This window comes from Oceanobacillus sp. FSL W7-1309 (genome assembly GCF_038002145.1).
Lineage (GTDB): Bacteria > Bacillota > Bacilli > Bacillales > Amphibacillaceae > Oceanobacillus > Oceanobacillus profundus.
Genome location: NZ_JBBOBX010000001.1, coordinates 142,977 through 168,903, shown reverse-complemented (window position 1 = coordinate 168,903; position 25,927 = coordinate 142,977). Strand labels below are relative to the sequence as shown.

General features: G+C 37.5%; 20 protein-coding genes and 1 other annotated feature. Of the genes, 12 read left to right on the top strand and 8 right to left on the bottom strand.

The window, feature by feature from the left end; genetic code table 11:
- The first annotated feature begins 21 nt into the window (after nt 1–21).
- From NST46_RS00750 to yhbH, 7 genes are all read left to right on the top strand, one after another.
- The gene (locus NST46_RS00750) at nt 22–1,212 is read left to right on the top strand and encodes an iron-containing alcohol dehydrogenase (protein ID WP_095310854.1); all 1,191 of its coding nucleotides are present in this window, start codon (nt 22–24) and stop codon (nt 1,210–1,212) included.
- Between the two features lie 284 nt (nt 1,213–1,496).
- On the top strand, nt 1,497–1,799 hold the full coding sequence (locus tag NST46_RS00745; protein WP_095310851.1) for a heme biosynthesis protein HemY: 303 nt from the start codon (nt 1,497–1,499) through the stop codon (nt 1,797–1,799).
- 265 nt (nt 1,800–2,064) lie between these two features.
- Complete coding sequence (adh, locus tag NST46_RS00740; RefSeq protein WP_251659264.1) at nt 2,065–3,585, top strand: aldehyde dehydrogenase; 1,521 nt, start codon at nt 2,065–2,067, stop codon at nt 3,583–3,585.
- Between the two features lie 28 nt (nt 3,586–3,613).
- Nucleotides 3,614–3,973 (top strand): DUF779 domain-containing protein, encoded by a 360-nt coding sequence (locus NST46_RS00735; protein WP_095310846.1) that lies wholly within the window; start codon nt 3,614–3,616, stop codon nt 3,971–3,973.
- Nucleotides 3,974–4,280: 307 nt separating this feature from the next.
- Nucleotides 4,281–5,321, top strand: a complete 1,041-nt coding sequence (locus tag NST46_RS00730) for a hypothetical protein (protein WP_341136586.1) — start codon at nt 4,281–4,283, stop codon at nt 5,319–5,321.
- Between the two features lie 727 nt (nt 5,322–6,048).
- Nucleotides 6,049–7,944: a PrkA family serine protein kinase gene (locus tag NST46_RS00725; RefSeq protein ID WP_095310827.1), complete on the top strand. Its 1,896-nt coding sequence runs from the start codon at nt 6,049–6,051 to the stop codon at nt 7,942–7,944.
- Between the two features lie 255 nt (nt 7,945–8,199).
- Nucleotides 8,200–9,372, top strand: a complete 1,173-nt coding sequence (yhbH, locus tag NST46_RS00720) for a sporulation protein YhbH (protein WP_095310825.1) — start codon at nt 8,200–8,202, stop codon at nt 9,370–9,372.
- Nucleotides 9,373–9,480: 108 nt separating this feature from the next.
- On the opposite strand, the gene NST46_RS00715 is transcribed toward yhbH, so the two are convergent.
- Complete coding sequence (locus NST46_RS00715; protein WP_341136585.1) at nt 9,481–10,680, bottom strand: MFS transporter; 1,200 nt, start codon at nt 10,678–10,680, stop codon at nt 9,481–9,483.
- A gap of 65 nt (nt 10,681–10,745) precedes the next feature.
- Nucleotides 10,746–11,004, bottom strand: a binding site (T-box leader).
- 251 nt (nt 11,005–11,255) lie between these two features.
- Between NST46_RS00715 and NST46_RS00710 the strand changes: the two genes are divergently transcribed.
- Entirely contained in the window at nt 11,256–12,662 is a 1,407-nt protein-coding gene (locus NST46_RS00710) for a SpoVR family protein (protein WP_379600237.1), read from the top strand.
- A gap of 104 nt (nt 12,663–12,766) precedes the next feature.
- Here NST46_RS00710 and NST46_RS00705 read toward each other — a convergent pair whose 3' ends face one another.
- Both NST46_RS00705 and shc read right to left on the bottom strand, forming a co-directional pair.
- Nucleotides 12,767–13,405 (bottom strand): 2OG-Fe(II) oxygenase, encoded by a 639-nt coding sequence (locus NST46_RS00705; protein ID WP_240033811.1) that lies wholly within the window; start codon nt 13,403–13,405, stop codon nt 12,767–12,769.
- Between the two features lie 405 nt (nt 13,406–13,810).
- Nucleotides 13,811–15,700 (bottom strand): squalene--hopene cyclase, encoded by a 1,890-nt coding sequence (shc, locus tag NST46_RS00700; protein ID WP_341136584.1) that lies wholly within the window; start codon nt 15,698–15,700, stop codon nt 13,811–13,813.
- A gap of 171 nt (nt 15,701–15,871) precedes the next feature.
- On the opposite strand from shc, the gene NST46_RS00695 reads away from it, so the two are divergent.
- Both NST46_RS00695 and NST46_RS21830 read left to right on the top strand, forming a co-directional pair.
- Nucleotides 15,872–17,002, top strand: coding sequence for a DUF2515 family protein (locus NST46_RS00695; RefSeq protein ID WP_340002129.1), 1,131 nt, complete (start codon nt 15,872–15,874; stop codon nt 17,000–17,002).
- On the top strand, nt 16,905–17,372 hold the full coding sequence (locus NST46_RS21830; protein ID WP_445321716.1) for a CBO0543 family protein: 468 nt from the start codon (nt 16,905–16,907) through the stop codon (nt 17,370–17,372). Before NST46_RS00695 ends, NST46_RS21830 begins: the two co-directional genes overlap by 98 nt.
- Before the next feature lie 171 nt (nt 17,373–17,543).
- Here the strand turns inward: NST46_RS21830 and NST46_RS00685 are convergent, their stop codons facing one another.
- The 4 genes from NST46_RS00685 to NST46_RS00670 all read right to left on the bottom strand — a co-directional run bounded on the left by NST46_RS00685 (nt 17,544) and on the right by NST46_RS00670 (nt 21,678).
- Entirely contained in the window at nt 17,544–18,542 is a 999-nt protein-coding gene (locus NST46_RS00685; RefSeq protein WP_118889873.1) for a GTPase, read from the bottom strand.
- A 561-nt stretch (nt 18,543–19,103) separates the two neighbouring features.
- On the bottom strand, nt 19,104–20,060 hold the full coding sequence (locus tag NST46_RS00680; RefSeq protein ID WP_095310841.1) for an ABC transporter substrate-binding protein: 957 nt from the start codon (nt 20,058–20,060) through the stop codon (nt 19,104–19,106).
- 87 nt (nt 20,061–20,147) lie between these two features.
- A complete protein-coding gene (locus NST46_RS00675; protein ID WP_095310807.1) occupies nt 20,148–20,903 on the bottom strand; it encodes an ABC transporter permease in 756 nt (251 codons plus the stop codon).
- The gene (locus tag NST46_RS00670) at nt 20,836–21,678 is read right to left on the bottom strand and encodes an ABC transporter ATP-binding protein (RefSeq protein ID WP_095310805.1); all 843 of its coding nucleotides are present in this window, start codon (nt 21,676–21,678) and stop codon (nt 20,836–20,838) included. The genes NST46_RS00675 and NST46_RS00670 overlap by 68 nt, the downstream gene beginning before the upstream one ends.
- 193 nt (nt 21,679–21,871) lie before the next feature.
- Here NST46_RS00670 and larE point away from each other — a divergent pair, with 193 nt between their 5' ends.
- Complete coding sequence (gene larE / locus NST46_RS00665; RefSeq protein ID WP_095310803.1) at nt 21,872–22,705, top strand: ATP-dependent sacrificial sulfur transferase LarE; 834 nt, start codon at nt 21,872–21,874, stop codon at nt 22,703–22,705.
- An 81-nt stretch (nt 22,706–22,786) separates the two neighbouring features.
- Here the strand turns inward: larE and NST46_RS00660 are convergent, their stop codons facing one another.
- A complete protein-coding gene (locus NST46_RS00660; protein ID WP_341136583.1) occupies nt 22,787–24,166 on the bottom strand; it encodes a tetratricopeptide repeat protein in 1,380 nt (459 codons plus the stop codon).
- A gap of 128 nt (nt 24,167–24,294) precedes the next feature.
- Here NST46_RS00660 and mbcS point away from each other — a divergent pair, with 128 nt between their 5' ends.
- Nucleotides 24,295–25,872, top strand: a complete 1,578-nt coding sequence (mbcS, locus tag NST46_RS00655; RefSeq protein WP_339316421.1) for an acyl-CoA synthetase MbcS — start codon at nt 24,295–24,297, stop codon at nt 25,870–25,872.
- The last annotated feature ends 55 nt before the right edge of the window (nt 25,873–25,927 follow it).

The following is a 25,927-nucleotide window of genomic DNA, read 5'->3' as shown; positions in this document are numbered from 1 at the left end:
ATTACTGAAGGAGGTTTAATAATGGCTTCAACATATTTACCACGTCAAATTGAACTGGGATCAAATAGCTTAGAACACTTAGGGAAAATAGCAGTTGAAAATGGAGCAACGAAGTTATTTGTCGTAATGGATGCGTTTCTAGCTTCTGAAGGTCTAAATTATGATGTGAAAATCAAATCTATCGTACAAAAACAAAATCTTGCAGTTACGATTTTTTCTGATTACAGGGGAGAGCCTACAACTGATCACCTTCTTGCCGCATTGGATAGTCTGCTCAAATCTAATGCAGATTGTGTTGTCGCAATCGGGGGAGGAAGCGCTATAGACATTGCCAAAGCAGCTTCTGTGTTTGCGGTTAATCCAACTTTAGCGTGGGAGGATATAGCTGCTCAAAACCGGTTGAAAAGGCTTCCGCTGCTGGCTGTGCCTACTACAGCTGGTACAGGTTCTGAGGCGACAAAAGTAATGGTCGTAAAAAATATGAAGACAGAGATTAAAATGAATCCAGGACATAAAGACTTGGTACCAGATGTTGCTATTCTAGATCCGTTACTGACAAAAAGTCTACCAAGTCAATTCACAGCTTACACTGGTCTTGACGCACTGGCCCATGCAATGGAAGCATATGTATCAACGCTTGCCAGCGCAACAACAGATAATTATGCGCTAAACGCAATTCGTATGATTGGCAGGTCGTTACCTAAGGTTTATGAAAACGGAGCAAATGTGGAGGCTCGTGAAGAAATGCTGCTCGCAAGCTGTTATGCCGGAATTGCTTTCTCCAATGCATCTACAAATTTGGCACATGCAGCAGGGAGACCATTAGGTGCAAGGTTTAATATTCCACATGGATTAAGTGTCGCGCTGTTATTACCGTTTGTAGTCGAATTTGGCCTAGAAGCAGCAGCAGAGAAATATGCAGCTATTGCAGTAAATTTAGGAGAAGAAGATACTGGAGAAAGAGATCAATTAGCTAAACAGGCTCATAAGCTAATTAAATCATATAATGATAAATTTGCCATTTGGGAGGATGCGTTACGATATATTGACTTAGAGGAATTTAAAGATAGCATTCCGCTGCTTGTAGAAGATTCCTTTAGCGGTAATGGAATTGTGACTAATCCTAAAGTTCCAGAAGCTTGCGATGTGGAGCATATATTTCATTCCCTGCTAAAAAAATTAACGCAAATAGCACAAATCCAGACAGCTTAAATATTTACTTATTCTGGCTGGTAGTGACGTCCTAACAAGTGGGTTCAATATGTAATGGAATAAGTAACATGTATGGATTATGAAAGTGAAGGATTATTTATTCAGATATTAAAGCTTTTACAAGGCGATTATAAGTCATGGAAGAAATAATTAGAAAAATCTCCGAATGAATGGGGATTTTTTTAATTCTCCCTAAAGCCAGTCTGAAATATTAGGATTTTCATCGATTTCATGGGATAATATATACTTGTACAACAGATGCATAATAGATTGGAGACTAGAACATGAAATGTAAAATAAATCGTAATGCAGCAAAAATGCTAAAGGAAATGCTGGCAAAAGAAGAAGCAGAAGGCAAAATGATCCGAGTAAATATTTCTCATATGCACGGTGATCATGCACATTATGGTATTTCTTTAGATACACCAACAGAGCATGATGAAATTGTGAAAACAGATAAAGATGTTGATATATTGCTTGATACACGTGAGGAATTTTTAGATGGAATTTGGATTCAATACTTCTTTGTGAACAACGAAGGATTTGTGATTACCAACCCATCAAAAGGGCATAGCCATCATCATTAAAATTAGGAAAAGCTGTGACGGGAAGATTGGTCACAGCTTTTTTTTAGCAGATAAGAAAGTATAAACTTTCTTATCTTGCATAAGTGCAACTAAGAGATTCGCCTAAAGGCTTGGCAATGTTGAGTTTATTAAGGTTTTTTTAGGCGAATCCACCAGATTTATTTGAATGATTCTGATAATACCGATATAATTGAAAATAGGGAATACAACATGATTCTTCAGCATGTATTTGTAAATCATTACAATATAAGAGGAGGAATGGAGTATGAGGTATGCAAACCCAAATACAGAGGGTTCAATCGTCACATTCAAGGAGCGTTATGATAATTTTATTGGAGGGGAATACCGGCCACCGATGAATGGAAAGTATTTTGAAAACGTCAGTCCCGTAACGGGCAAGGTATTTTGTGAGATTGCTCGCTCTACAAAAGAAGACGTTCAGGCTGCAGTTGATGCGGCTAATGCAGCAAAAGACGCTTGGGGAAAGACTTCTGTTACAGAACGTTCAAATATATTAAATAAGATTGCCAATCGCATGGAAGAAAATTTAGAAAAGCTGGCAGTCGCTGAAACCTGGGATAATGGAAAAGCAGTCCGAGAGCCGTTAGCTGCAGACATACCGCTTGCTATTGATCATTTTCGATATTTTGCAGGTGTTATCCGAGCACAAGAAGGTGGGATCAGTCAGATTGACGATGATACAGTAGCATACCACTTTCATGAGCCACTTGGTGTCGTCGGACAAATTATTCCTTGGAACTTTCCATTGCTGATGGCAACATGGAAGCTAGCGCCGGCACTTGCTGCTGGGAACTGTGTCGTACTGAAGCCAGCTGAACAAACACCGGCTTCCATCCATGTGTTCATGGAGCTTATTCAAGATCTGTTACCACCAGGTGTTGTTAATATTGTAAATGGATTTGGTGTTGAAGCAGGAAAACCACTTGCTACGAACCCTGGTATTTCCAAAGTAGCATTTACAGGGGAAACAACTACCGGAAGATTGATTATGCAATATGCATCTGAAAATATTATCCCTGTTACACTGGAGCTTGGTGGCAAATCACCAAATATTTTCTTTGAGGATGTACTGGATGCAAATGATGGTTTCTTGGATAAAGCGGTGGAGGGCTTCGTTATGTTTGCACTCAACCAAGGTGAGGTTTGTACATGTCCGTCTCGTGCTCTGGTCCATGAATCGATCTATGATCAATTTATGGAACGTGTGATCGATCGCGTAAAACAAATTAAAATTGGTCATCCGCTAGATACGGAAACAATGATGGGGGCACAAGCTTCACACGAGCAATTGGAAAAAATCGCATCTTATCTGGATATCGGAAAACAGGAAGGTGCAGAGGTCCTGATTGGTGGCAATGTAAACAGGCTTGAAGGTGAGCTTGAAAATGGTTATTATGTCGAGCCAACGATTTTTAAAGGGAATAATAAAATGCGTATTTTTCAAGAGGAAATTTTTGGACCTGTTCTTTCCGTGACAACGTTTAAAGATAAAGAGGAAGCTATGGAAATCGCTAATGACACATTATATGGATTAGGTGCAGGTGTTTGGACACGTAATATTAACATAGCTTACCGATTTGGCCGTGAAATTCAGGCTGGCCGTGTATGGACAAACTGCTACCACCAATACCCAGCACATGCAGCATTTGGCGGCTATAAGAAATCAGGTATCGGACGGGAAAATCATTTAATGATGCTTGGCCATTATCAGCAAACGAAAAACTTATTAATAAGCTATAGTGAAGGTCCAGCAGGATTATTCTAAATAGGGTCTGATAAAGGGAGGCGTTTACATGGTCGAACGTGTAACGGCTACAGAGGACGCATTACGTCTGATTAATACCTTGATCAACATTCACGGATCTTTAATGTTTCATCAATCAGGAGGGTGCTGTGATGGCAGTTCACCAATGTGCTATCAACTCGGAGAATTTCGAACTGGAGAATCAGATGTTTTACTAGGAGAGATAGGCGATACACCTTTCTACATGTCAAAAGATCAATACGAATACTGGAAGCATACCCAGCTCATTATTGATGCAATCGATGGTAGAGGTGGAATGTTTTCATTAGAAGGTCCGGAAGGGAAACGATTTATTACGAGATCTCGTGTATTTACAGAAGATGAAATGCGTCAGTTAGCAAACAGTTAATAAGAACGGGAAGAAGCTGGGACATAACAAAAGTGATTAATGTTAAAGACGAACGATGCATAAGCTTAGCTTAGGAAATATACGTAGACTCCAGCCGTCTCTGGATGCGCGAAGTATATTTCCGGAGCGAGTTATTTGCACCAATCATGTTCGGTTTTTATTTCATAAAAATACTTTTGTCTCAGCTTCTTCTTGTATCAATAAACTCCAGAAATTACCTGCTCGCAAATGTATGGTCGTAGAACATGATTCACATTCATTTGGGCAATACATAAACTAGGAAAAACGACCAAAAGGATGTGTTAACTTGTCTATTCATAACTATTATGTGAGTGGTAATACTGCAGTGGGATTAGTGAATTACTTACAGACAAACATAGAACAATTAGAGACAATTATTTATTTAAAGCATCCCTCTGAAACGTATAAAACAAATATTTTAAAAAAGCTCATTGACATCTATAATTCAACGGATAAGCTAGAAGCTTTAAAAAGCCCTCTGGGCAGAAACTATTTAGATGGTATAATCATTCGAGAAAAATCTGTAGCAATCGTTACCGACCGTATTGCATTAAATGAGACAAAGGGGATAGAACTTGATTTAGAGCAAATAACTGGGAAGCATCAACCAACAGCTGAAAAGTGGGAACTACAAGATAAGGTGAATCATTTTACAGAGAAAGCTTATGAAAACTTTGCAACAGGTCTAAAAATTCATGATGATTTAGAAGCCATTTATATTAATGAAATGAACTTCGAACGAGCGGATAAGTTAGCCGAAACTTTTATTCAAGGTTTATTGTCTTCAGCCACAACCTTGAATAGAGATGCGCAGGTATACCACCGCTTATTTGGTACGAATACACCGAATGGAGTTGTTAATGAGGTCCCGCATTTAATCGAAAACCTTTCTAATGTTTATTATATTAAAGGAAGAGCAGGTACTGGAAAATCAACCTTTATGAAAAAAATTGCAAAAGCATGTGAAGAGCGTGGGTATGATGTGGAGTTGTATCATTGTAGCTTTGACCCCAAAAGCTTAGATATGGTTCTCGTCCTTGAGCTTGGATTTTGTATATTTGATAGCACGGATCCACATGAATTTTTTCCAGCTCGTGATGGTGAAAAGGTAGTGGATTTGTATGTGGAAGCTGTTACTCCAGGTACTGATGAAAGGTTTGCAACGAAAATTGATACGGTGAATCGTAATTACAAATCGTATATGAAAAAAGGGATTCAGGATTTAGTGGAGGCAGGTAAAGCTTTTGAAGAATTGGAACAACATTATATCATTACAGATCGAGTTATCGAAAAAGCGGTCGAGTCTATACAAGACATAATTAAATAGTAAATGAAAAACAATCCAGATACAATCAGCTCTGGGTTGTTTTTTGTTCAATGTAAATGGGATTTAGTCAGTTATAAAAAGAAGACGGGCAACTGATTTGACATTTTCGACCTCATGCAGTCTGCCTGATTTATCTTGTGAATAGATAACGAGACGCATTGTATTGGAACAGATATTAATGATTGCATAGTAACTTCTTATCCTGCTAGTGCTCCAGCCTTTATTAGATTATTTGCATTATATCATACCCTGGATTCATATAGATTAACTTGCTTTTAAAGAGAAAATTACAATTCCCCGCCTTTTTAAGGGAAAACAAATATAATAATTAGCTTGATTTATTTTTCAAAGTAGAATAGCCAAGTCCAGCTCCAGCGCCCAACGACTAGCGAGACTTCCCTCACCTCATGACACGATAAAGAAGACTTGCCGATTGGCTGTGTCAGAGGCTTAGTCGCACTTATACCCTGGCGGTGAAAGTCAACACCGTCTCTAGGTAAAAGGATGGCCGATTAAAATCAGGCTACGCCTAACATCGGCATACCCCTAAAGGGGCGTGTTTCCTTTATCTCCTGCGTAGGAATGTTCGACTCGTCGAACCACCCCAAAGTTCGGGGCGCAGTCCGTACGTCGCTACCCGGGCGCTTCCGCTTTTGAATACAAAGCATGAAAAGATGTGTCCGTGCATAGGATATATAAACCGCTGCATAGATGGAGGGAGTAGCTGATGAATATATTAAATAAGGCGAGAGACTATAGGGAAGAAGAAAATCGTTTAAAATGGGAAGGTACATTTGAAGAATATTTAGAGATTGTTAAAGAGAGACCAGAAGTCGCACAGACAGCACATTCTCGTGTATATCATATGATTAAAAGCTCAGGGGTTACTGAAAAAGACGATAAGAAAATGTTCCACTTCTTTGGGGAAGGAATTTTTGGATTAGAGACGGCCATTGAACGATTAGTAGAAGAGTATTTTCATCCAGCGGCTAAAAGGTTAGATGTAAGAAAGCGGATATTATTATTAATGGGTCCAGTAAGTGGTGGGAAATCGACCATCGTCAGTATGTTAAAGCGAGGACTTGAGCAATATTCACGTACTGAAGAAGGAGCAGTATATGCGATAAAAGGCTGCCCAATGCATGAGGATCCGCTTCATTTAATTCCACAGCATTTGCGAGAAGATTTTTATGAAGAGTATGGTATCCGAATTGAAGGGAGCTTATCACCATTAAATACAATGCGACTTGATCAGGAGTATGGTGGCCGTATTGAAGATGTGAAGGTGGAGCGAATATTCTTCTCAGAGGATAAACGTGTTGGGATTGGAACGTTCAGTCCATCTGATCCGAAGTCGCAGGATATCGCTGATTTAACCGGGAGTATTGATTTCTCTACGATTGCAGAATATGGATCTGAATCCGATCCACGGGCATATCGTTTTGATGGAGAATTAAACAAGGCAAATCGAGGCATGATGGAGTTCCAAGAGATTTTAAAAAGTGATGAAAAGTTCCTTTGGCATTTATTATCTTTGACTCAAGAAGGAAATTTCAAGGCTGGGAGATTTGCGTTAATTTCCGCTGATGAGCTTATTGTGGCGCATACCAACGAATCGGAATATCGTTCCTTTATAGCAAATAAGAAAAATGAAGCATTGCATTCTCGAATTATTGTAATGCCGATTCCATATAATTTAAGAGTTAGTCAGGAAGAACGAATCTACGAGAAAATGATTAAAGAAAGTGATATTGCGGATGTTCATGTGGCACCACATGCACTTCGAGCTGCTGCGATATTTTCAATCCTGACAAGATTGAAGGAATCGAAGAAACAAGGAATTGACCTTGTGAAGAAGATGAGGCTTTATGATGGCGAAAGTGTTGAAGGGTTTAATCAAGTGGATACAGAAGAGTTAAAGAAGGAATTTCAGGATGAAGGAATGTCTGGAATTGACCCTCGTTATGTCATTAACCGGATATCCTCAACGATAATTCGTAAGGAAGTGCCATCGATTAATGCATTAGATGTATTGCGATCGTTAAAGGATGGACTTGATCAACATCCGTCTATTTCAAAGGATGATTTGGAAAAATATATGAATTACATTGCGGTAGCAAGAAGAGAATATGATGAGATTGCGAAGAAAGAAGTACAAAAAGCGTTTGTTTACTCGTATGAAGAATCAGCTAAAACGTTGATGGATAACTATTTGGATAACGTGGAAGCGTACTGCAATAAAAATAAATTACGTGATCCACTTACTGGAGAGGAAATGAGTCCAGACGAAAAGCTGATGCGATCGATTGAGGAACAAATTGGGATCTCAGAAAATGCGAAAAAGGCATTTCGTGAGGAAATTCTTATTCGACTTTCTGCTTATGCAAGAAAAGGAAAACGATTTGATTATAATTCACATGAACGTTTGCGTGAAGCAATTCAGAAGAAACTATTTGCAGACTTGAAGGATGTTGTAAAAATTACGACATCATCGAAAACACCAGATGAGTCACAATTGAAAAAGATAAATGAAGTCATTGCACGTCTCATCGATGAACATGGCTATAACTCTGTGTCTGCTAACGATTTATTACGCTATGTTGGTAGTTTGCTAAATCGATAATGTGTGAAGAAAAAATGCGAACAGGGCTGACTTAATGTTAGTCCTGTTTTCACTTTTTGGAGGGTTGATATGAGAGAGGCTGCACTTAGATAAACTTTATGAAAACTGCATATCTATAAATGAAATATTGATTATTCTTTTGTTTTTATACTAGATTTCTTGAATTAGTGGCAATAACTTGTTTCTCTCTGCATAGTATAAAGAAAGTATATTTTCATAATAAGAGATTGAAAATTCAAATAGGAGAGGATACAAATGACTGAAGAAAATGAGCATAACTTTGTTGTCTCCCAGGAAAACTGGTCTCTCCATCGGAAAGGTTATCAGGATCAGCAACGTCATATTGATAAAGTGAAAGATGCGATCAAAAATAACTTGCCAGACCTTATTAGTGAAGAGAATATTATTATGTCCAATGGGAAAGACGTCATTAAAATTCCGATTCGATCTTTAGATGAATATAAGATACGTTATAACTATGAAAAATCGAAACATGTAGGGCAAGGAAATGGCGATTCCGAAGTAGGAGATGTAATTGCTCGTGATCCGAATGCGGATGCGAACGGGCAAAAAGGTGCAGGAAATGGAAAGAAGGCAGGAGAAAATCCAGGAACCGATTATTACGAAACAGAGGTTTCGATTGCAGAAATAGAAAATGCGCTATTTCCAGATTTAGAACTTCCAAACCTAAAGCAGAAGGAATCGGCAGAAATCACAACAGAGAAAATTGAATTTAATGATGTTCGAAAAAAAGGGTTAATGGGAAATGTGGATAAAAAACGAACCATTTTAACAGCACTGAAACGCAATGCAAGAGATGGAGAAGCGAAAATCACACCAATTTATAATGAAGATTTACGTTTTAAGACATGGAACGAAGTGATTAATCGAGAATCAAAAGCAGTTGTCATTGCCATGATGGATACGAGTGCATCGATGGGAAATTTCGAAAAGTATATGGCGCGAAGCTTTTTCTTTTGGATGAATCGCTTTTTGCGAACAAAGTATGAAACAGTGGAATTTGCATTTATTGCACATCATACGGAAGCAAAAGTAGTTTCAGAGGAAGCATTCTTTTCGAAGGGAGAGAGCGGTGGAACAATCTGCTCGTCTGCTTATAAAAAAGCGTTAGAGCTGATAGAAGACAAATTTAGTCCATCCCGTTATAATATCTATCCATTTCATTTTTCAGATGGAGAAAATATTAGCTCAGACAATGCAACATGCATCAAGCTCGTAAAAGAAATTATGGATGTTTCCAATATGTTTGGCTATGGAGAAGTAAATGGGTATAACCGTTACTCCACATTAATGAATGCATATAAAAATATTGATGATCCAAAATTTCGATATTACGTGTTAAAGGAAAAAGGCGATGTTTATCATGCGATGAAAAGCTTTTTCCTAAAAGGTGCAGCCACAGTTTAACAAAGTAAGAAATTCGTTGTTTATATCGATGGAAAATATACAAACAGAGGAATTCACACAGCCAATGTGTGAATTCCTCTGTTTCTAACTATTATCATTACGAAACACTTAATGATAGTAGTTGCTGTTTGATTTATTGAATACAACCAAATAAATTACAAACCCTAGCACTAAAAATACAAAACAACCTATAATATAAATTAGTCGGATTTCAAATAGTTCAGCAGCTATCCCAATAGTTGCTGTAAACAGAATGATTAAGAAAGCCTCTAAAATTCCTAACACACTTGAAAATCTCCCCATAATATCTACTGATACATTATTTTGATAAAAAGTTAAAAAGCCAGTGTTTGCAAATGACAGTGCAAATGTTAAAGTAAAAAATCCTATAGCGGCCCAGATGAAATTATGTGAAAAAGCAAAGATTAAATAACCAGCTGGTGTAAAAAGGGAACCAAGACCAATTAGAATATTTAGCTTTAATTGTTTAGTGAATAAAGTGTTTATGAATGATCCTACAATAATTCCCATTCCTGCAACAGTTACAAGGAATCCATAGGAGCTTTCAGATAAAGAAAGTATTTCGGTTGCGAATGCGGCTTCTAAAGAATCTAAAGCAGTCATAAGTACTGTAATTCCACTAAAGAAAACATAAATCAAAGTCACATAACGATTTGATTTGCTAAAACGAAGAACTTTTTTCCAGTCATTTACAATTAAAGTAATGGTAACTTTTTCTGAAAGGTCATCCTGTTTTCTTCGTTCTAGATTTGGAAGTAAAAGAATAATGATTGCAGATAAACATAATGCTATAGCATTTAATTGAATGGCTAAATTTGGAGTCCCAAGTATAAAGAGGAACCCTGCAATGGAAGGGCCTAGTATAAAACCACAAGAATTTATAAAGTTTCTCAGTGCATTAAACCTTTGCCTATCGTCTTTGGGGATCACCCTTGTCATATAAATCATAGAAGCTGGCGCAAACAGGGAGCTTGCTATATTAATGGCAAAAGCAAAAGTATAAATGAGAACTAGTGAATCGATATAAGCTAATGTAAATATAAATATTGCTCGAATTAAATCTAAGAATATCATTAAACTTCTTTGGTTTATTCGATCAATAAAACTTCCAGCCCAAAAATTAGTACATAAAGTTGCAACTGGAATAAGGATATAAAGAAATGATATGGCTAAGGGAGATCTTGTCATGTCCAATACAATTAAGTTCAATGAGATTAAATAAACCCATGCACCTAAATTTGAAACACCGATTCCTAACAAAAGTAAAAGAGGGTATTTCCACTTCACGAGATCAACTCCTAAATCTAGAATTATTTTGCGAACAAAAAAGTCTCACCCCCAAGGTTAATAACCTTGGGGACGAGACTCTTTGAATTTAGAAGTTCGTGGTGCCACCCCAGTTTATTTCTGTATCTCCACAGAAACCTTTTCGAGTACGAAATATACTCTATCTCTATAACGGGAGAACCCGACACATCATCATAATCGATAAGAATAATCCTATGTGCAGCTCTAAGTTTTGGTTCAATGTGCTATTACATCCTCCATTTCCAGCTACTGGAGTTCTCTGTTATGCTTGAACACATTTACTCTTCTCTTCATTGCCTTTTAATATAGAGTTATTTTACTATAATTGACCGAATAAAAAAAGAATTATTAAAGGAACAAAAATCAAATGATTGATCCTTTAAAATTTATTACTATTTTTTCGATTGAAAGTGATAAATGTATATGCTGTCACATATAAAACTTCTTTAGATTCTTGCTTAATCGTATAAACTGTTTACCGAGGCTTACGATTTGTTGGACATTTTTCTTCTGACATATCATAAACTATATAAAGCACTTGTGGAGGGATGAAGTTGACACAATCAAAAGAGCTAAAGTTTGCAATTGAAGAAATCACAGAAATTGCAACTGGTTTTGGGCTTGATTTTTACCCGATGCGTTATGAAATTTGTCCAGCAGATATTATTTATACATTTGGTGCATATGGAATGCCAACACGGTTTACGCATTGGAGCTTTGGAAAGCAATTTCATAAAATGAAGCTTCAATACGATCTTGGGCTAAGTCAAATATATGAGCTAGTAATCAATTCTGACCCATGTTATGCCTTTCTGCTCGATACAAACAGCTTGATACAAAATAAATTAATTATCGCACACGTACTAGCTCATTGTGATTTTTTCAAAAACAATGTGCGCTTCTCAAATACGAGGAGAGATATGGTTGAGAGCATGACAGCTACTGCAGAACGAATTGCTGATTACGAGATGCTGTATGGGAAAGATGAGGTGGAGAGTTTCTTAGATGCAATTCTGTCGATTCAAGAACACATCGATCCATCGATTATTCGTTCGAAACTACCTATAGTAGACGAGGATGAAGTGGAAGAAGAGCAACGAACAAAAAGTCCATATGACGATTTATGGAGTTTAGACGAGAAACGAATCGACCCAAAACCGAAAGTTAGAAAACGACTAAAAAAACTGCCGCCTAAGCCTGAAAAGGACCTATTACTATTTATTGAAGAGCACAGTCGTGAATTGGAGGATTGGCAACGTGATATTTTAACAATGATGCGTGAAGAAATGCTCTATTTCTGGCCACAGCTCGAAACGAAAATCATGAACGAAGGTTGGGCATCCTATTGGCATCAGAGAATTTTAAGAGAAATGGATTTAACAACCGATGAGACGATTGAATTTTCCAAGTTAAATGCTGGGGTCGTTCAGCCATCACGTACTTCGATTAATCCCTATTATCTAGGAATAAAAATATTCGAAGATATTGAAGAACGTTATAATAATCCGACTGAGGAAATGCAATACCGAGGTTACAAGCCGAATGCCGGCAGGGAGAAAATTTTTGAGGTTCGGGAGATTGAATCAGATATTTCATTTATCCGCAATTATTTAACGAAGGAACTTGTCGAACGGGAGGATATGTATTTATTTGAGAAAAAGGGAAGAGATTACCGAATAACGCAGAAGGATTATGAACAGGTAAGGGATCAGCTCATATCGATTCGGGTAAATGGTGGTTTTCCATATATTGTCGTGGAGGATGGAGATTATCTGCGTAACGGTGAATTATATCTCGTTCATGGGTATGAAGGAACAGAATTAGATATTCGATATTTAGAGCATGTAATGCCATATGTTTATCAGCTATGGGGAAGACCAGTTCATATGGAGACGGTAATTGAAGGAAGGGAAACGGTGTTTACCTATGACGGAAGAGAAGTATCAAAACGAGGGAAATAGAATTGATAGATTGGCTTAAAAAATTATTAAAGGTTGGGCGAGCTAATGCAAGGTAAAAGAGACTTGACTGTTTAAGTCTCTTTTACTGTATATTTCATTATTGATTATCTCACTCTTTGTCTTCTCATCCATTGTGTGGCTATCCATTTTTCCCCTGCAATTACGGGCGCTCCACCATGTAAGGTCTGTTCATTTAAGGTGTGATTGGTATAGAAATATTCAAAGTACACTGCCATTCCCTTTTTTGGAGAAACAGTAAAATTCAACTCCGGAAAGTAGGTTTCTCCACCTTGTTCGACCTCATTTAAATACATGACCATTGTACTGATTCGGTTGTTTTCGGATGCTTTGCTTGTAGCTGAAAAGTAATCAAAATGAGCTTTATACTCTTGTCCAGGCGTATAATTTAGAATTTGAAGCCCTTCAGCATGTTCTACGGGGACGTTCATAATATTGGATACTCTTTTTTCAATAGTAGACAGAATGCTGTGTTCAGTGCCTTCAAAAAACATACCGCTGCTTGTCCGAATGTCATTTACTTCCCGTGAATAGCCGATTTTTGAACGATGCATGTTATCTTTTGATAATCGAATGAGTTCGTCGCACTCTTCATCGCTCAAAACATTCCCTAGTACTACCACGAGCGGTTCTTCTAGACGAGCTACGATATGAATCTCTCGATCTTCTGTTTGAAACCGATTTCCAATATGATGAAAAATAGTTTGTTCGTGTACCTTTGTCAACGTGCATCGACTCCTCAAATGAGCTTAATTTCGGAACAGAGTTTTCTAGATTAGTGCTCCAATATTATTATACTATAAATATCTGTTTCTTTTGTAAATTACCTTCTTTAATTATCGGTAATGGTCAGTTCAAGAAGAAAATAAATTGATTATAAGAGGAAATTTAATAGGGAAAATAACGGTAATGAATTTATTGAGCTAGGAGTTTTTTAAAAACATGAGGGTAATTGAGGGATAGTTTAGAACTATGACAAAAATATAATCGTAATTCCTGATAAGAGGTTTTTCTCTTACTACTTGTTTTACATCGGCCTCTAAAATCTAAATCTATTTAGTAATCTCTAGCAGCTAGCGCAATTGAGAAAACGGGACGGAGAGATCAAAGGGCCTAACCCTCTGTCCCCGTCATTCTAAAAATTTATTTCTGTAATGACTCAAGGCTAACAAAGGGAAAATATATTGGTAACTATGATAATGAATGTAAAATCCTCCTGCCATTCCTTGCCCTGCTGGATAGGATAAGGTCCAACCCTTTTTATTTGAAGTGTCCAGCAAAAATTTTACTCCCGCCAATATTTCTGGTGTGACATTATCAGATGCCGCAATAAGCGTATCTAATGCCCAGGCAGTATGTGTTAATGTGCTGACCCCGAGTGGTGTATAGGATTGATTGATATCACTATAACAAGATTCTCCCCATCCTCCATCTTGATTTTGAATGCTTATCAGCCATTTTAACGATCTTTGAACGGAAGAATTCTCGGTATCAACTCCAGTTGAAATCAACCCGGTTATGGCTGCCCATGTTCCATAAATATAACAAATTCCCCATCTTCCATACCAAGAACCATTTTTTTCTTGATTGTTCCTTAGCCAATTCACTCCATTTTTTATCGCGTTATGATTTTTAGACAAATTGGTGAAGTTGCCGAAAAACTCCAGGGTCCTACCTGTTAAATCTGCGGAAGAGGGATCTGTTAATAAATATTCAGCCCCTTCAATTGGAATAAGCTTTACAATATGTTTATCCACATTTTTTTCGAAAGCAGCCCAGCCGCCATCATAATTCTGCATGGAAAAAATCCAGTTGATTCCTCTGTCCCAAGCCTGTCGGTAAACGACCTCATGTTGTACTAAAACAGTGATAGATCGTAATGAAGCCGTTGTATCGTCTATATCTGGGTTCAAGGTGTTCTTATCAGAAAATCCCCATCCGCCCGGGGTTTTCGTTGGATTATGAATCGCCCAGTCACCGTAACGATACTGTTGATGGGAAAGTAAGTAGTTATTTGCTTGCCCGATCATTGGATCGTCCCAGGCAATACCAGCGCCTTGTAATGCATAACTGATTAAGGATGTGTTCCAGACGTTTGCCGTTGTGTATTGCATATGCGTTTTGCCGTCAATTTGACAGGCCATGCCTTTCAATCCCTCTACTGCTTTTTTTATGATTGGGTCGTTTTTGGGAAATCTGAGAGCTAATAACGAAAAGATCATCAGAAAGGTAGAACTAAAATAATTGTAAAAGGTCCCATCCGATTCGATTCGGTCTAGCATATATTTTTTCGTCTGTTGTATGGCCATGTTATGGATGTATTCGGGGAACCCAAGGATATTTTTAATACCTTGTTGAATAAAGGAATAAAAGGAGCGCCACTCCCCAGATCGATTTAGGAAGAATTCGTCATTTTCTGCATTTCCCCTTGAAAGAAACAAATCAGAAAGATCGGGGCTTCTATTCGTTTTCATCACAAATTTTTGATCGGCTAAGATTAATATCGGTGCAATGTTCGTTCTTCCATAAACGGAAAAATCGAAAAAATTAATAGGGAATGACAATGGCAAAAGAATAAATTCAACAGGCATTGGAAAGAAACTAGGCCATTTATATTGACCGGTTAGAGCGAGCATGATTTTGGCAAGCATATGACTTTTTTCAATACCGCCCCATGCCAAAATACACCTTCTTGCAGCTTCCATTTCTTTATCATCCTTATTTCGGTAACCAGAATATAAAAGTGCATAATAAGCTTCAACGGTAGCAGTTAAATTTCCGTTTTTTTCATCATAAAAAAGTTTCCAGGATCCGTTTTTCTCCTGTCTGCTAAGTATTCTTTCGACTAAAGCCTGGATGAGCTTTTCATCATTTATTTCCAAGGTACGAAGCAAAATAATCATATAGGCATCCGTAGAGACGCCTGTTTCAAAAGGATAATCCCAGGATCCATCAGAGGATTGATCATTTTTTAATACCTCGATGATTCGATTGATTTCATCTGTTATTTTGCTTTTCACAATGACACCTCCAAACAGCTATATCATTTTATTCCATCCCTATTGTAAAAATTCCAAAATCCTAGAATACAGCTTGTTGCTTTTATAACTTTTCATCATTTATTCTCATACATATCCATAACATAGTTAGTAAAGGAGTGATACTCCATCATTGGATTTTTAACAAAGAAATTGGCCAGTCAACCAATTACTCCTGAACTAGCAGCAATAAAAAAGGAATTAACGAAGAAGTCGAGACCCACGATTCATGAAAATAAATTAAATGCTGTGGAACATGAATTATTCGAATACATTCATCGTGAAACGAAAAAAAGAAATGTAAATAATGTGACCAGAACGAATGCCTACTTAGAATTTTATATAAGGTTCCCTGAAATCCACTGGGCCTTTCTAGGACATATGGTTTCTCGAAATGGTGGATGGAACATGACCGATTTAAAAGGAAGTCTATTATCCAGGCTATTATCTGAGGAGGAAAAGAAGGATTTTTTTACTTTTTTAGAGCGAGGCAATTGGTTAATCTTTCAGGACATTTATCCGCAATTACTGCTCTATGAAGAAAGTGTAAAAAGAAACACCAATCTTTTTTACCTTTTACCATTGTTTCATGTCTCCTTTTTCATGAGAGTAGTTTGGGATTATTTCTACCAAATCAAAGATCGACATCTTTTGACCGCCGCACTTATTGTCAATGAACAAAGCTATTTGGAGAAAAGAGTCATCCAAAATCCTTATTATCAATCCACTGTACTGGAAACACTGGAATATAAACTGCATGAGTTATTGGATTTAAACCAAATCATTTTTCCATCAATCGATGAAAAGGAGATAAGAATTATTGGTCAAACCATTCACCAATTTGCCTCTTTACATAACCGGATTTTGTTGGGAAAACGTTTGTATCAATTACTTTTTGATAAAGAAAACTATCTATCTATTTATAAGTGGGCGATTCAACACCCCCACACTGGATCAAGAAAAGATTTTTGGCCTCATTTATTTAATGATCTTGATGAATCCGTACCTGGGGGATCTTACCAGCGAAGAATAAAAAGCTGCTGCATCAAACCAAACGCCCCAAAATTATATAGTCCCATATTAAAGTTCGCATGGAATAATATAGAACAGAAAGAAGCTGAGAAAGGGGACTGGTATTTGAATTGGAAAGTAGTTCATTATTTAAAAATGGATATGTTTAAAGGAAATGGAGCTATTTATCATGAATATTGTAAAACCCTTGAGAAAATCGAATTTTCAATCCTCGCGAAAGAAGCATTATTACCGAAGAAATCACAGAATTAAAACCTATTTATCTGCCATTATTTTTGCATCACTTATAGGAACGTATTTAGATCTTTTGCTGGTGGGGGCAGGTCTGTATTCTTTTCCAAGGCGTCCGTTTTCCGAGCTATTTACAATAAATATCTTATTCACGCTTTGTATTCTTCCGTTATTTTCCCTTACCATTATTTTTGTATTGAAGAGGTTACATAAATTACCCAGGTACATTTTTCTTTTCCTTTGCAGTTTATTTGTATACATCGCAGAACAAATAGCAGAGCAATATGGTTTATTTATTCATTCTGTATATTGGAAACATGAATTTTCTCTTTTGGGTTACTTTCTCTTCCTTATCGTTATTTGGAGGTTTTATAGATGGTTAGAAAATTGACAGAGGGGGTCGGTCCTTCTAATTGATTTTAAAGGTAAATGAGGATACAAGGGTATGAGTAATTATTAAAAATTGTTTAGACACCAAGTCTACCACGAACCGCACAAAGTTATTATAAAGGATATTAGGAAAACATCCATAACGAAAGGCAGCTTTCTGGCTGCCCTTTTGTTATGAATTAATCTTGTCCTTTTTCCGGAAATACTCGTATAACGATTTTAAGCTATTAGCATCTAATTCAATATCATTCTCATATGCATATTTAACAGCATATCCGAGAGCGAGCGTCATTCCTCCGGCAATGCTTCCGCCTGCCACAGATCCAGCTCCAGGAATGAATTTAATGACTTGACGGAATAGCGTTTTTCCGATATTCCCCGTGATGGTTGCTATCGTTAGCTCTTTAGCGCGCTCTTTAGATAGTGGTTTTTCATAAAGCGTTGCTAGCTTAACCAATAGTGCAACCTGAATTCCGGTTAATGGAATAAAGTCTGAACCTGGTATTGGAGCAGCCCCAACAGCAGTTGCGGAGCCTGAAGCAGCTACAATCCACCTGTTAGCCGTAGAAGATTTTTCTTTTACAAGCCTCGCAAATTGTATTTCTTTATGTTTTTTTTTCAAAATAGCCATTATTTCATTTCGAAGCTTATCAATGTTTTCTCCTGTTCGAGAAGAAATAGGAACGACATTATATTTATTTTTCGTGTGCTGTTTTACATATTGGATAAGGCTTGGTATGTCATCTGCTGCATCGATTTTATTTAAAACAAAAAGGATGTTTTTATTTTCCTTTGAAATCATATCAAATGATCTCTTTTCACCTTCAGAAAAAACCGTTCCGGCTGCATTTAGAAAGAATAGGATGACATCTGCATTTTTATAAAATTTCATTGTTTCTTCCGAGTTATGACGATTAATATCATCCAGACCAGGTGTATCTGCGAAAATGATTTTGTCACGATATATATAGCGATCGATTCCTGTGGTCTCGCCTGGCTTCGCTCCAACCAAGGCAACCTCTTCACCGATTATCTGATTAATCGTTGATGATTTTCCAGTGTTTACATCCCCAATCATGGCAAATAATATCTCTTTATCCAACTGGGCATTGATTCGATCTGTTTCTTGTTTATATGCATTCTCAAATTCTTCATCGTTAAATTGTGTCAAGATATCACATCCTTAATCATTATTTTACCAGATTAGTGAAGTGTAGACACGTAAAAATTAAACTTGCTAATATATTAGGCTCAAACAGTTTCTTGTATTGACGATGCGATTTTTTGTTTGCTGCAGATAAGATAAAATGCGAACTAACTACTGTTTTTTTAAGTTTGAGCAGTTTCCGCCGTCCGGGATTGTTCCGAGCAGTCGCTTTCCGCGACCAGTGAGGCACCTTGAACTCGTTCTTCGGAGTTTCAATCTGGCAAACGGGTAAAAAATAGGAAAAATTCAACGATAGAAAGGCTGTCACGGCCGATTTGAGAATAAAAAAATAAGAAGAATCGACCGAGATAAGGCTTATCACGGCTGATTAGAAACCAAAACGGTGAAAAATCTACTTAGTAAAACATTTTAGGCAGAGATGAAAGTCAAGTTGACAACCCCAGCTACGGAAATTCAATTAGCAGTGCTCCAACCATAATTGCACGCTACTTCGCTTTCTCTTTCCAATAAACACAAAAAGCTGTCGTAAATAGTAAGTCTTCACAACAGCTTCATGTTAAATCTCTATTCTTTTAGTCCTTCTAATATCGAAAGGTTAATCATCCCATCAATGTTATTGCTTGAAACATATTCAGCTTCTAAGCTGATGTCTGCCATTTCTTGAATCACTTGCTCATTAACAGAGGTTGTAACTTCCAAGTTATTAAATGCTGCTTCTACTTCATCGGCATTAAGCTCTTGTCCTGTGAGTTCTTTCAAATGCTCAATAACTAATGCTTGGCTTTCCTCTGGGTTTTTCTGGATAAATTCTACTGCGCGAAGGTGAGCTTTTAAATAAGACTCGGTCAATGCGTCATTTTCCATAAAATTCTCCGAAGCAGCAACTACTGTATTCGTAGATTCTTTCCCCCATGCGAATTCATCCCAGTCAAGCAGTTTTTGTCCATTCGCTTGTGTTTCCAGCACATACCCCCATGGTTCCTGTGTTGCTGCAGCGTGTACGGAATCCTGTGAAAAAAGGGTGGTTGTGTCTGCGGGGGCAGCTGCATATAACTCAACAGTTCCACCACTTGTAGTCGGTGATAAATCAACCTCTTGCAGTGCTTTACGGAGCATCACATCCTGTGTGCTTCCAATAACAGGAATTGCAACGCGTTTTCCGTCTAAATCAGCAAGTTCGGTAACACCGCTGTCGTTATCGGCAACTAAGACAGCGCCGCCATTTACAGCACCAGATATAATGTGATAGCTTGGATCCTTTACATAGATGTTTAATAGTGGGCCAGGACCAACGGTACCAACATCAATTGTTTCTGTAGCCATTGCTTCCATAAATAACCCGCCATTTGTTACTGTCTTCGTTTTTAACGTAATATCCTCACCAAATTCTTCTTCAAAATAACCGTTCTCTAAACCAACAATTGTTGCAATATGTGTCAAATTCGGGAAGTAGCCAATGGTTACTTCATTCGTCTCATTTTCTTCTGAAGATCCGCCACACGCTGATAAGAATACCAACATAGCTGTAAAAGCTATGACCAGAATCGAATATCTACTCAATTTTTTACCCCTCCAAATGAAATACATAGTTTCATAGATTCAGAAGTTTTAGGAAGACAATCCCCATTTTTTCTGAACACTTCGATCAAGCTTTGTGAAAACAACATTGTCAATAATTGTTCCAATAATTGCGATGATAATCATCACAGATATAACTAAATCCATTTGACCTAACGAACGTCCTGTTTCAAGTAAATGACCAAGTCCACCACCAGCACCAAGTAATTCCCCGGCCATTAACGCACGCCAGGAAAACGCCCAAGCTAACCGCATGCCAGAAATAATTTGTGGGACGGATGCAGGGATAATCACAGTTCGCAATAAATGAAATCCACTAGAACCAAACGTTTTCGCAACCCGTTGATAGAGGGTAGGTACATTTTTAAATCCGCTCGTCGTATTCATGGTCATCGTCCACGTTGCACCAATTGTGACAACAAACAGGATCGCTGTTTCTCCAAGACCGAACCAGACAATTGCAAGTGGCAGCCACACAATACTAGGAATGGACTGTAATGCAACGACTAGAAATCCTAGTGTCTCATCAACAATTTTAAAACGCCATATTAAATAACCAAGGAATAGTCCAAGCGTTGATGCGATAATAAATCCAAAGAGCAGTCGCCCAATACTGCGAAACATGGCTTCTGTTATTTGTCCACCAGTAATTCCTGTGAAAAGTGTTTCGAGCACCTGGAGTACTCCGGGAAACATAAAGTCCGGAACGGATGAAAGTCTAGATGCCACTTCCCATATCACCGCTAGAATCCCGATGAACAGAACCCGTCTTAAAGCTGTAATCATCTCCAAGCTCCTCCCTTAGCACTTTTTCCATTTCTTCTTCTAATGCAGCAAGAATCTTTTGTTCCAAATCAAGTGTAATACTATCTGGGGTTACTCCGTCTTGCGTGGTTTGAACAGTAAACGTTGTTTTAATTTTTCCCGGTCGCGTCCCCATTACAATAACTTTTTGAGATAAAAGCACTGCTTCACGTATATTATGCGTAACAAATAAAACAGTCACTTTCGTTGTTCTCCATATCTCAAGTAATTCGTGATGAAGCGTCATTCTTGTTTGTTCATCCAATGCAGCGAATGGTTCATCCATTAATAAAATATCAGGATCCATAACAAGAGCTCTTGCAATTGACACACGATGCTTCATTCCGCCAGATAATTGATGCGGATAGGCACCAGCATAGTTGCTTAAATGAACAAGCTTCAGCATTTCTTTTGCCTTTTGTTCCGCCTCTTTTTTCGGTGTTTTTTTCAAAAGTAATCCATACATTACATTGTCCAGCACGGTTGCCCAAGGAAAAAGCCCATCCTCTTGAAACACAACAACACGATCTGGACCTGGATTATTTACAGGTTCTCCAGCCACTTCAATTTTGCCCTTTGTCGCTTTATCCAGACCGGAAATTAAATAAAGTAATGTAGACTTTCCGCAACCAGAAGGACCGACAATCGAAACAAACTGGCCTTTTTCAATATCAAAGCTTATATCATCCAAAACCTTCAATTTATCGTTTGTATTATGTTGAAAACTTTTTTCAACACCCTTTAAAGTGAGATACACTATATTCACCGCCTTTATATAATTCATAGTAATATTATAGGTTTTATTATAATATGTAGCCAACGCTTAAATTTGTCAACTAAATATTATTAAGCGATTTCATTGACAGTGTTTTGTTTGGACGATAAACTAATAGTGAAAGAATTGTTTATGTTATAATGGTTTTAACTATATACAAAGTGAGGCGAAGCAAATGAGTAATTCAATGGATCAAAAAAACAGTCAGCTTGGTCAAATCCTTACTGATATGGGCCGTGTAATGGTTGCGTTTTCAGGTGGAGTGGACAGTTCATTTCTATTAAAGCGTGCCCAGCAGGAACTAGGTGACGATGTGCTAGCAGTAGTAGTAGCATCAGAGCTTTTCCGACAAGAGGAATTCGATGGAGCAGTAGAGCTTGCTGAAAAAATGGGTGTACGTGTCCTAAAAACAGAAATGAAAGAATTAGATAATCCAGCAATTGTAGCAAATACGCCAGACAGCTGGTACCATAGTAAAAAAATGCTTTACGTGCGGCTGAATGAATTAGCTGAAGAGCTAGGTTACCCGTATGTATTGGATGGCATGATAATGGATGATATGGATGATTTTCGGCCAGGCCTGAAAGCGAGAACGGAAGAAGGCGCACGCAGTGTCTTACAAGAAGTTGGCCTTTATAAAAACGAAATTCGAGAGCTATCAAAGCAATTGGAAGTACCTGTTTGGAATAAGCCTGCGTCTTGCAGTCTAGCATCTCGATTCCCATACGGAACAGAAATTAATCGTCAAAAAATTAACCAAGTTAATGAGGCGGAGCTTTTCCTGATTAAGCTTGGATTTGATATGGTACGTGTACGTTATCATGAAAATGTTGCAAGAATTGAAGTTACAGAAGATTCAATAGTAGATTTACTCAACCAACGCGAGCAAATCCAATTAAAACTTGTATCATTAGGTTTTGATTATGTATCTGTTGATTTAAAAGGCTATCGAACAGGAAGCATGAATGAAGTATTGCCGAAAGAGCAATTAGAAACTGAGGTAGGTTAAAAAAGAAGAGAGCCGTTCGTTACCTAATAGGTGCGGACGGTTCTCTTCTTTTAATCAAATACGAGTATTTCCAGTTTCTGATTATCGATTCATCTGTAGAAATAACTGTTGGTATGCGGTAGCTTCTTCTTGTTGCCCGAGCCGATTATAAATTTTTGATAAGTACGACACTGGCTTTGGATTATTTGGATGCATTTCCATTTCCCATTTGAAGCAGTCGATCGATTTTTCTAATTGCTGAAAATGAACATAGAGTTCGCCCAGCGCAAATTGCTGATCGGGGTCTTCTGTCATTGTTTGCATCTTTCTTAGCTTTTGTTCGATAGGTAAATGGAAATTGGCTTTACGAAAAGCCTCGGTCCAGTCTAAAATATCATGAAGAGAATAATGGTTAAAAAATGCAGTAACGAATGGTGTGACTAACTTATCTAATATACGGGCATCGAAGCTGCATAATGTAAGCAATCTTGTTTTAGACAATTGATAGTGAGAAGAGAGCACATCGGAATCAGCTTGCTCAAATCGGGTGATAATAGCGTCCATTTGTTCAGGGGTTGGTTGGAAATCAGTCTTAAATAGGAAGTGAACGAAGTCATTTGCCTTTCCAGTGGATAAAAGCAGTTGCATACTCTTTTCTCGAATGGCAGCGTGCTGCTTTAGTTGTTGTAAAATTAAAAGCTGATCGTCTAAAGAGAAGTTTTCTAATAGAAATATGACGGTGGAGTTGTTTTCTTCTGAATCATGTAATTGGAGCAATTCACTTCTTACTGCAAGTTCATCAAGAAGGCGGTTTTGCTCACGATATAATTGAAAGAGTAATTTTAGGAAGGTTTGATTACCTTTATTACCTTTAAAACTTTCGAAAGAAGCTTCGAAATAAATTGGGTCCTTTTCGTAAAGGGTTGTCATGTTTTGATAGATTGGTTTATAAGTTTGAAATTGCAAGTTGTGCAGCATATCATGAGCAAATTTATTATTTGGATATGCAAGGCTGTAGCAATTCAACAGTTTATAGGCAGCGAAATGTTGGCCATTTCTGCGATATTCATAAAATGTTTGTCTAAATAATTTATGGGTGGATTCCAATTTTATAAATGAATCGAAATAGGAAAAGATAAGCGCAGTTTCAAGCGTTGTGTATTTTTTTTGAATGCTTTTATAAAGCTGATTAAATGAAATGAGGTGGAAGGATTTCTGTTTTTTGATTAGAGTCCTAGTAATTGGATGCTCACCCAGGTAGCGAATACCATTCTTAAATGCTTGATGAACATGAGAGTTAATTTTAATTTGATTACGTTTTGCCCCGTTAATAAAATTATTTTTATAAAAAATCAAATAATAATAGTTGCTATTTTTATCGGTGGCTTCTAACACTTTGCTCTGTTTGTAGAAAACAAGCTGGGTTGCTGTTAGGTGTATTTTTTTCTTGTTCAACTGGACTTGAAATTGCATTTTCGTCATCGTAGAACCTCCTCCTAGTTAATTCTATCTTACCATACTTAATCGATATCCTCGAATTTTGATATTTCTAATCCTATTCTGATATAATGATTAGGAGTTAGTATCAGGTTCTAAATGGAGGTTATAAAATGAAAAAGGAACATTTAATTGCACCGGAAATGTATAATATTGTGATGGAAATAGAAAAATACGCCAATGAATCAGATCGAAAGGCAATTATATGGGAAGATGAACAGGGGAACAGAAAAGAAATTACATATCAAGTACTTATGCGAAATGCAAACCGGATTGGAAATACTTTTCTTGAACATGGGCTTAAGAAAGGTGATAAATTATTGGTCATGATGCCCCGGATTATCGAGACCTATGAAGTGTATCTTGCTGCATTAAAGGCAGGAATTATTATTATCCCTTCTTCAGAAATGCTGCGAACAAAAGATTTGCAATACCGGATTACGCACGGAGAAGTACGGGCTATTGTAAGTTATGCTGATTATGTAGATCAATTCAAAACTATAGAAGAGTATCCAACACTTATGAAGTTTTCTGTTGGTGAAAAAGCTGAAGATTGGAGTCTGCTTGATGAAATAAAAGAAAATGCATCAGATGAGCTAGAAATGGTAGCAACTACAAGAGATGATATCGCATTTTTACCTTACACTTCTGGAACAACAGGTAATCCTAAGGCAGTTATGCATTCTCATGGTTGGGGGTATGCACATATGCAAACAGCTCCAGCAAACTGGTTGAGTATACAAAACGGTGATACTGTTTGGGCAACTGCAGCTCCAGGTTGGCAAAAATGGGTATGGAGTCCGTTTTTATCTGTACTCGGTTCTGGTGCGACAGGCTTTGTCTATAACGGGAAATTTAGTCCAAAAAAATACCTAACCTTATTAGAGGATAATCAAGTCAACGTATTCTGCTGTACACCGACAGAATATAGACTAATGGCGAAGTTAGATAACCTTTCTGAATACAGCCTTTCAGCATTACATAGTGCAGTTTCTGCCGGAGAACCATTGAATCGTGAAGTGATTGACAAGTTCGAAAAATATTTTGGCGTTACCGTTCGTGATGGCTACGGTCAAACGGAGAATACACTGCTCCTTGGATTTTTAAAAGGAATGAAAGTAAAGCCTGGATCGATGGGAAAACCAACACCGGGAAATGGTGTGCAGCTAATTGATGAGGACTGTAATCCAGTTCCTGTTGGAAAAGTTGGAGATATTGCAATTCCGCTAGATACACCAGCATTATTTAAATCATATTATAAGGATCCAGAGCGTACCAAAAAATCGCAACGAGGTAATTTTTACATTACAGGAGACCAAGCCAAAATAGATGAGGAAGGCTATTTCTGGTTTGAGGGTAGAAACGACGATATTATCGTGAGCTCTGGTTATACAATTGGACCGTTTGAGGTAGAAGATGCATTGACAAAGCATCCAGCGGTAAAGGAATGTGCAGTAGTTGCAAGCCCAGATGAAATTCGGGGGAATGTAGTAAAAGCATTTATTGTTTTGCAAGATCGTGAAGATGCGGATAACCCAAATCTAATAAAAGAATTACAAAACCATGTGAAGCAGTCAACTGCACCATATAAATATCCAAGAAAAATTGAATTTATTGAGGAACTTCCCAAAACTTCTTCCGGAAAAATTCGCCGGGTGGAATTGAGACAATATGAAAAAAATAATGCATAAAAACAATAAGACGAAGAGATGATCAATCTCTTCGTTTTGTTCATTTCATTGAATT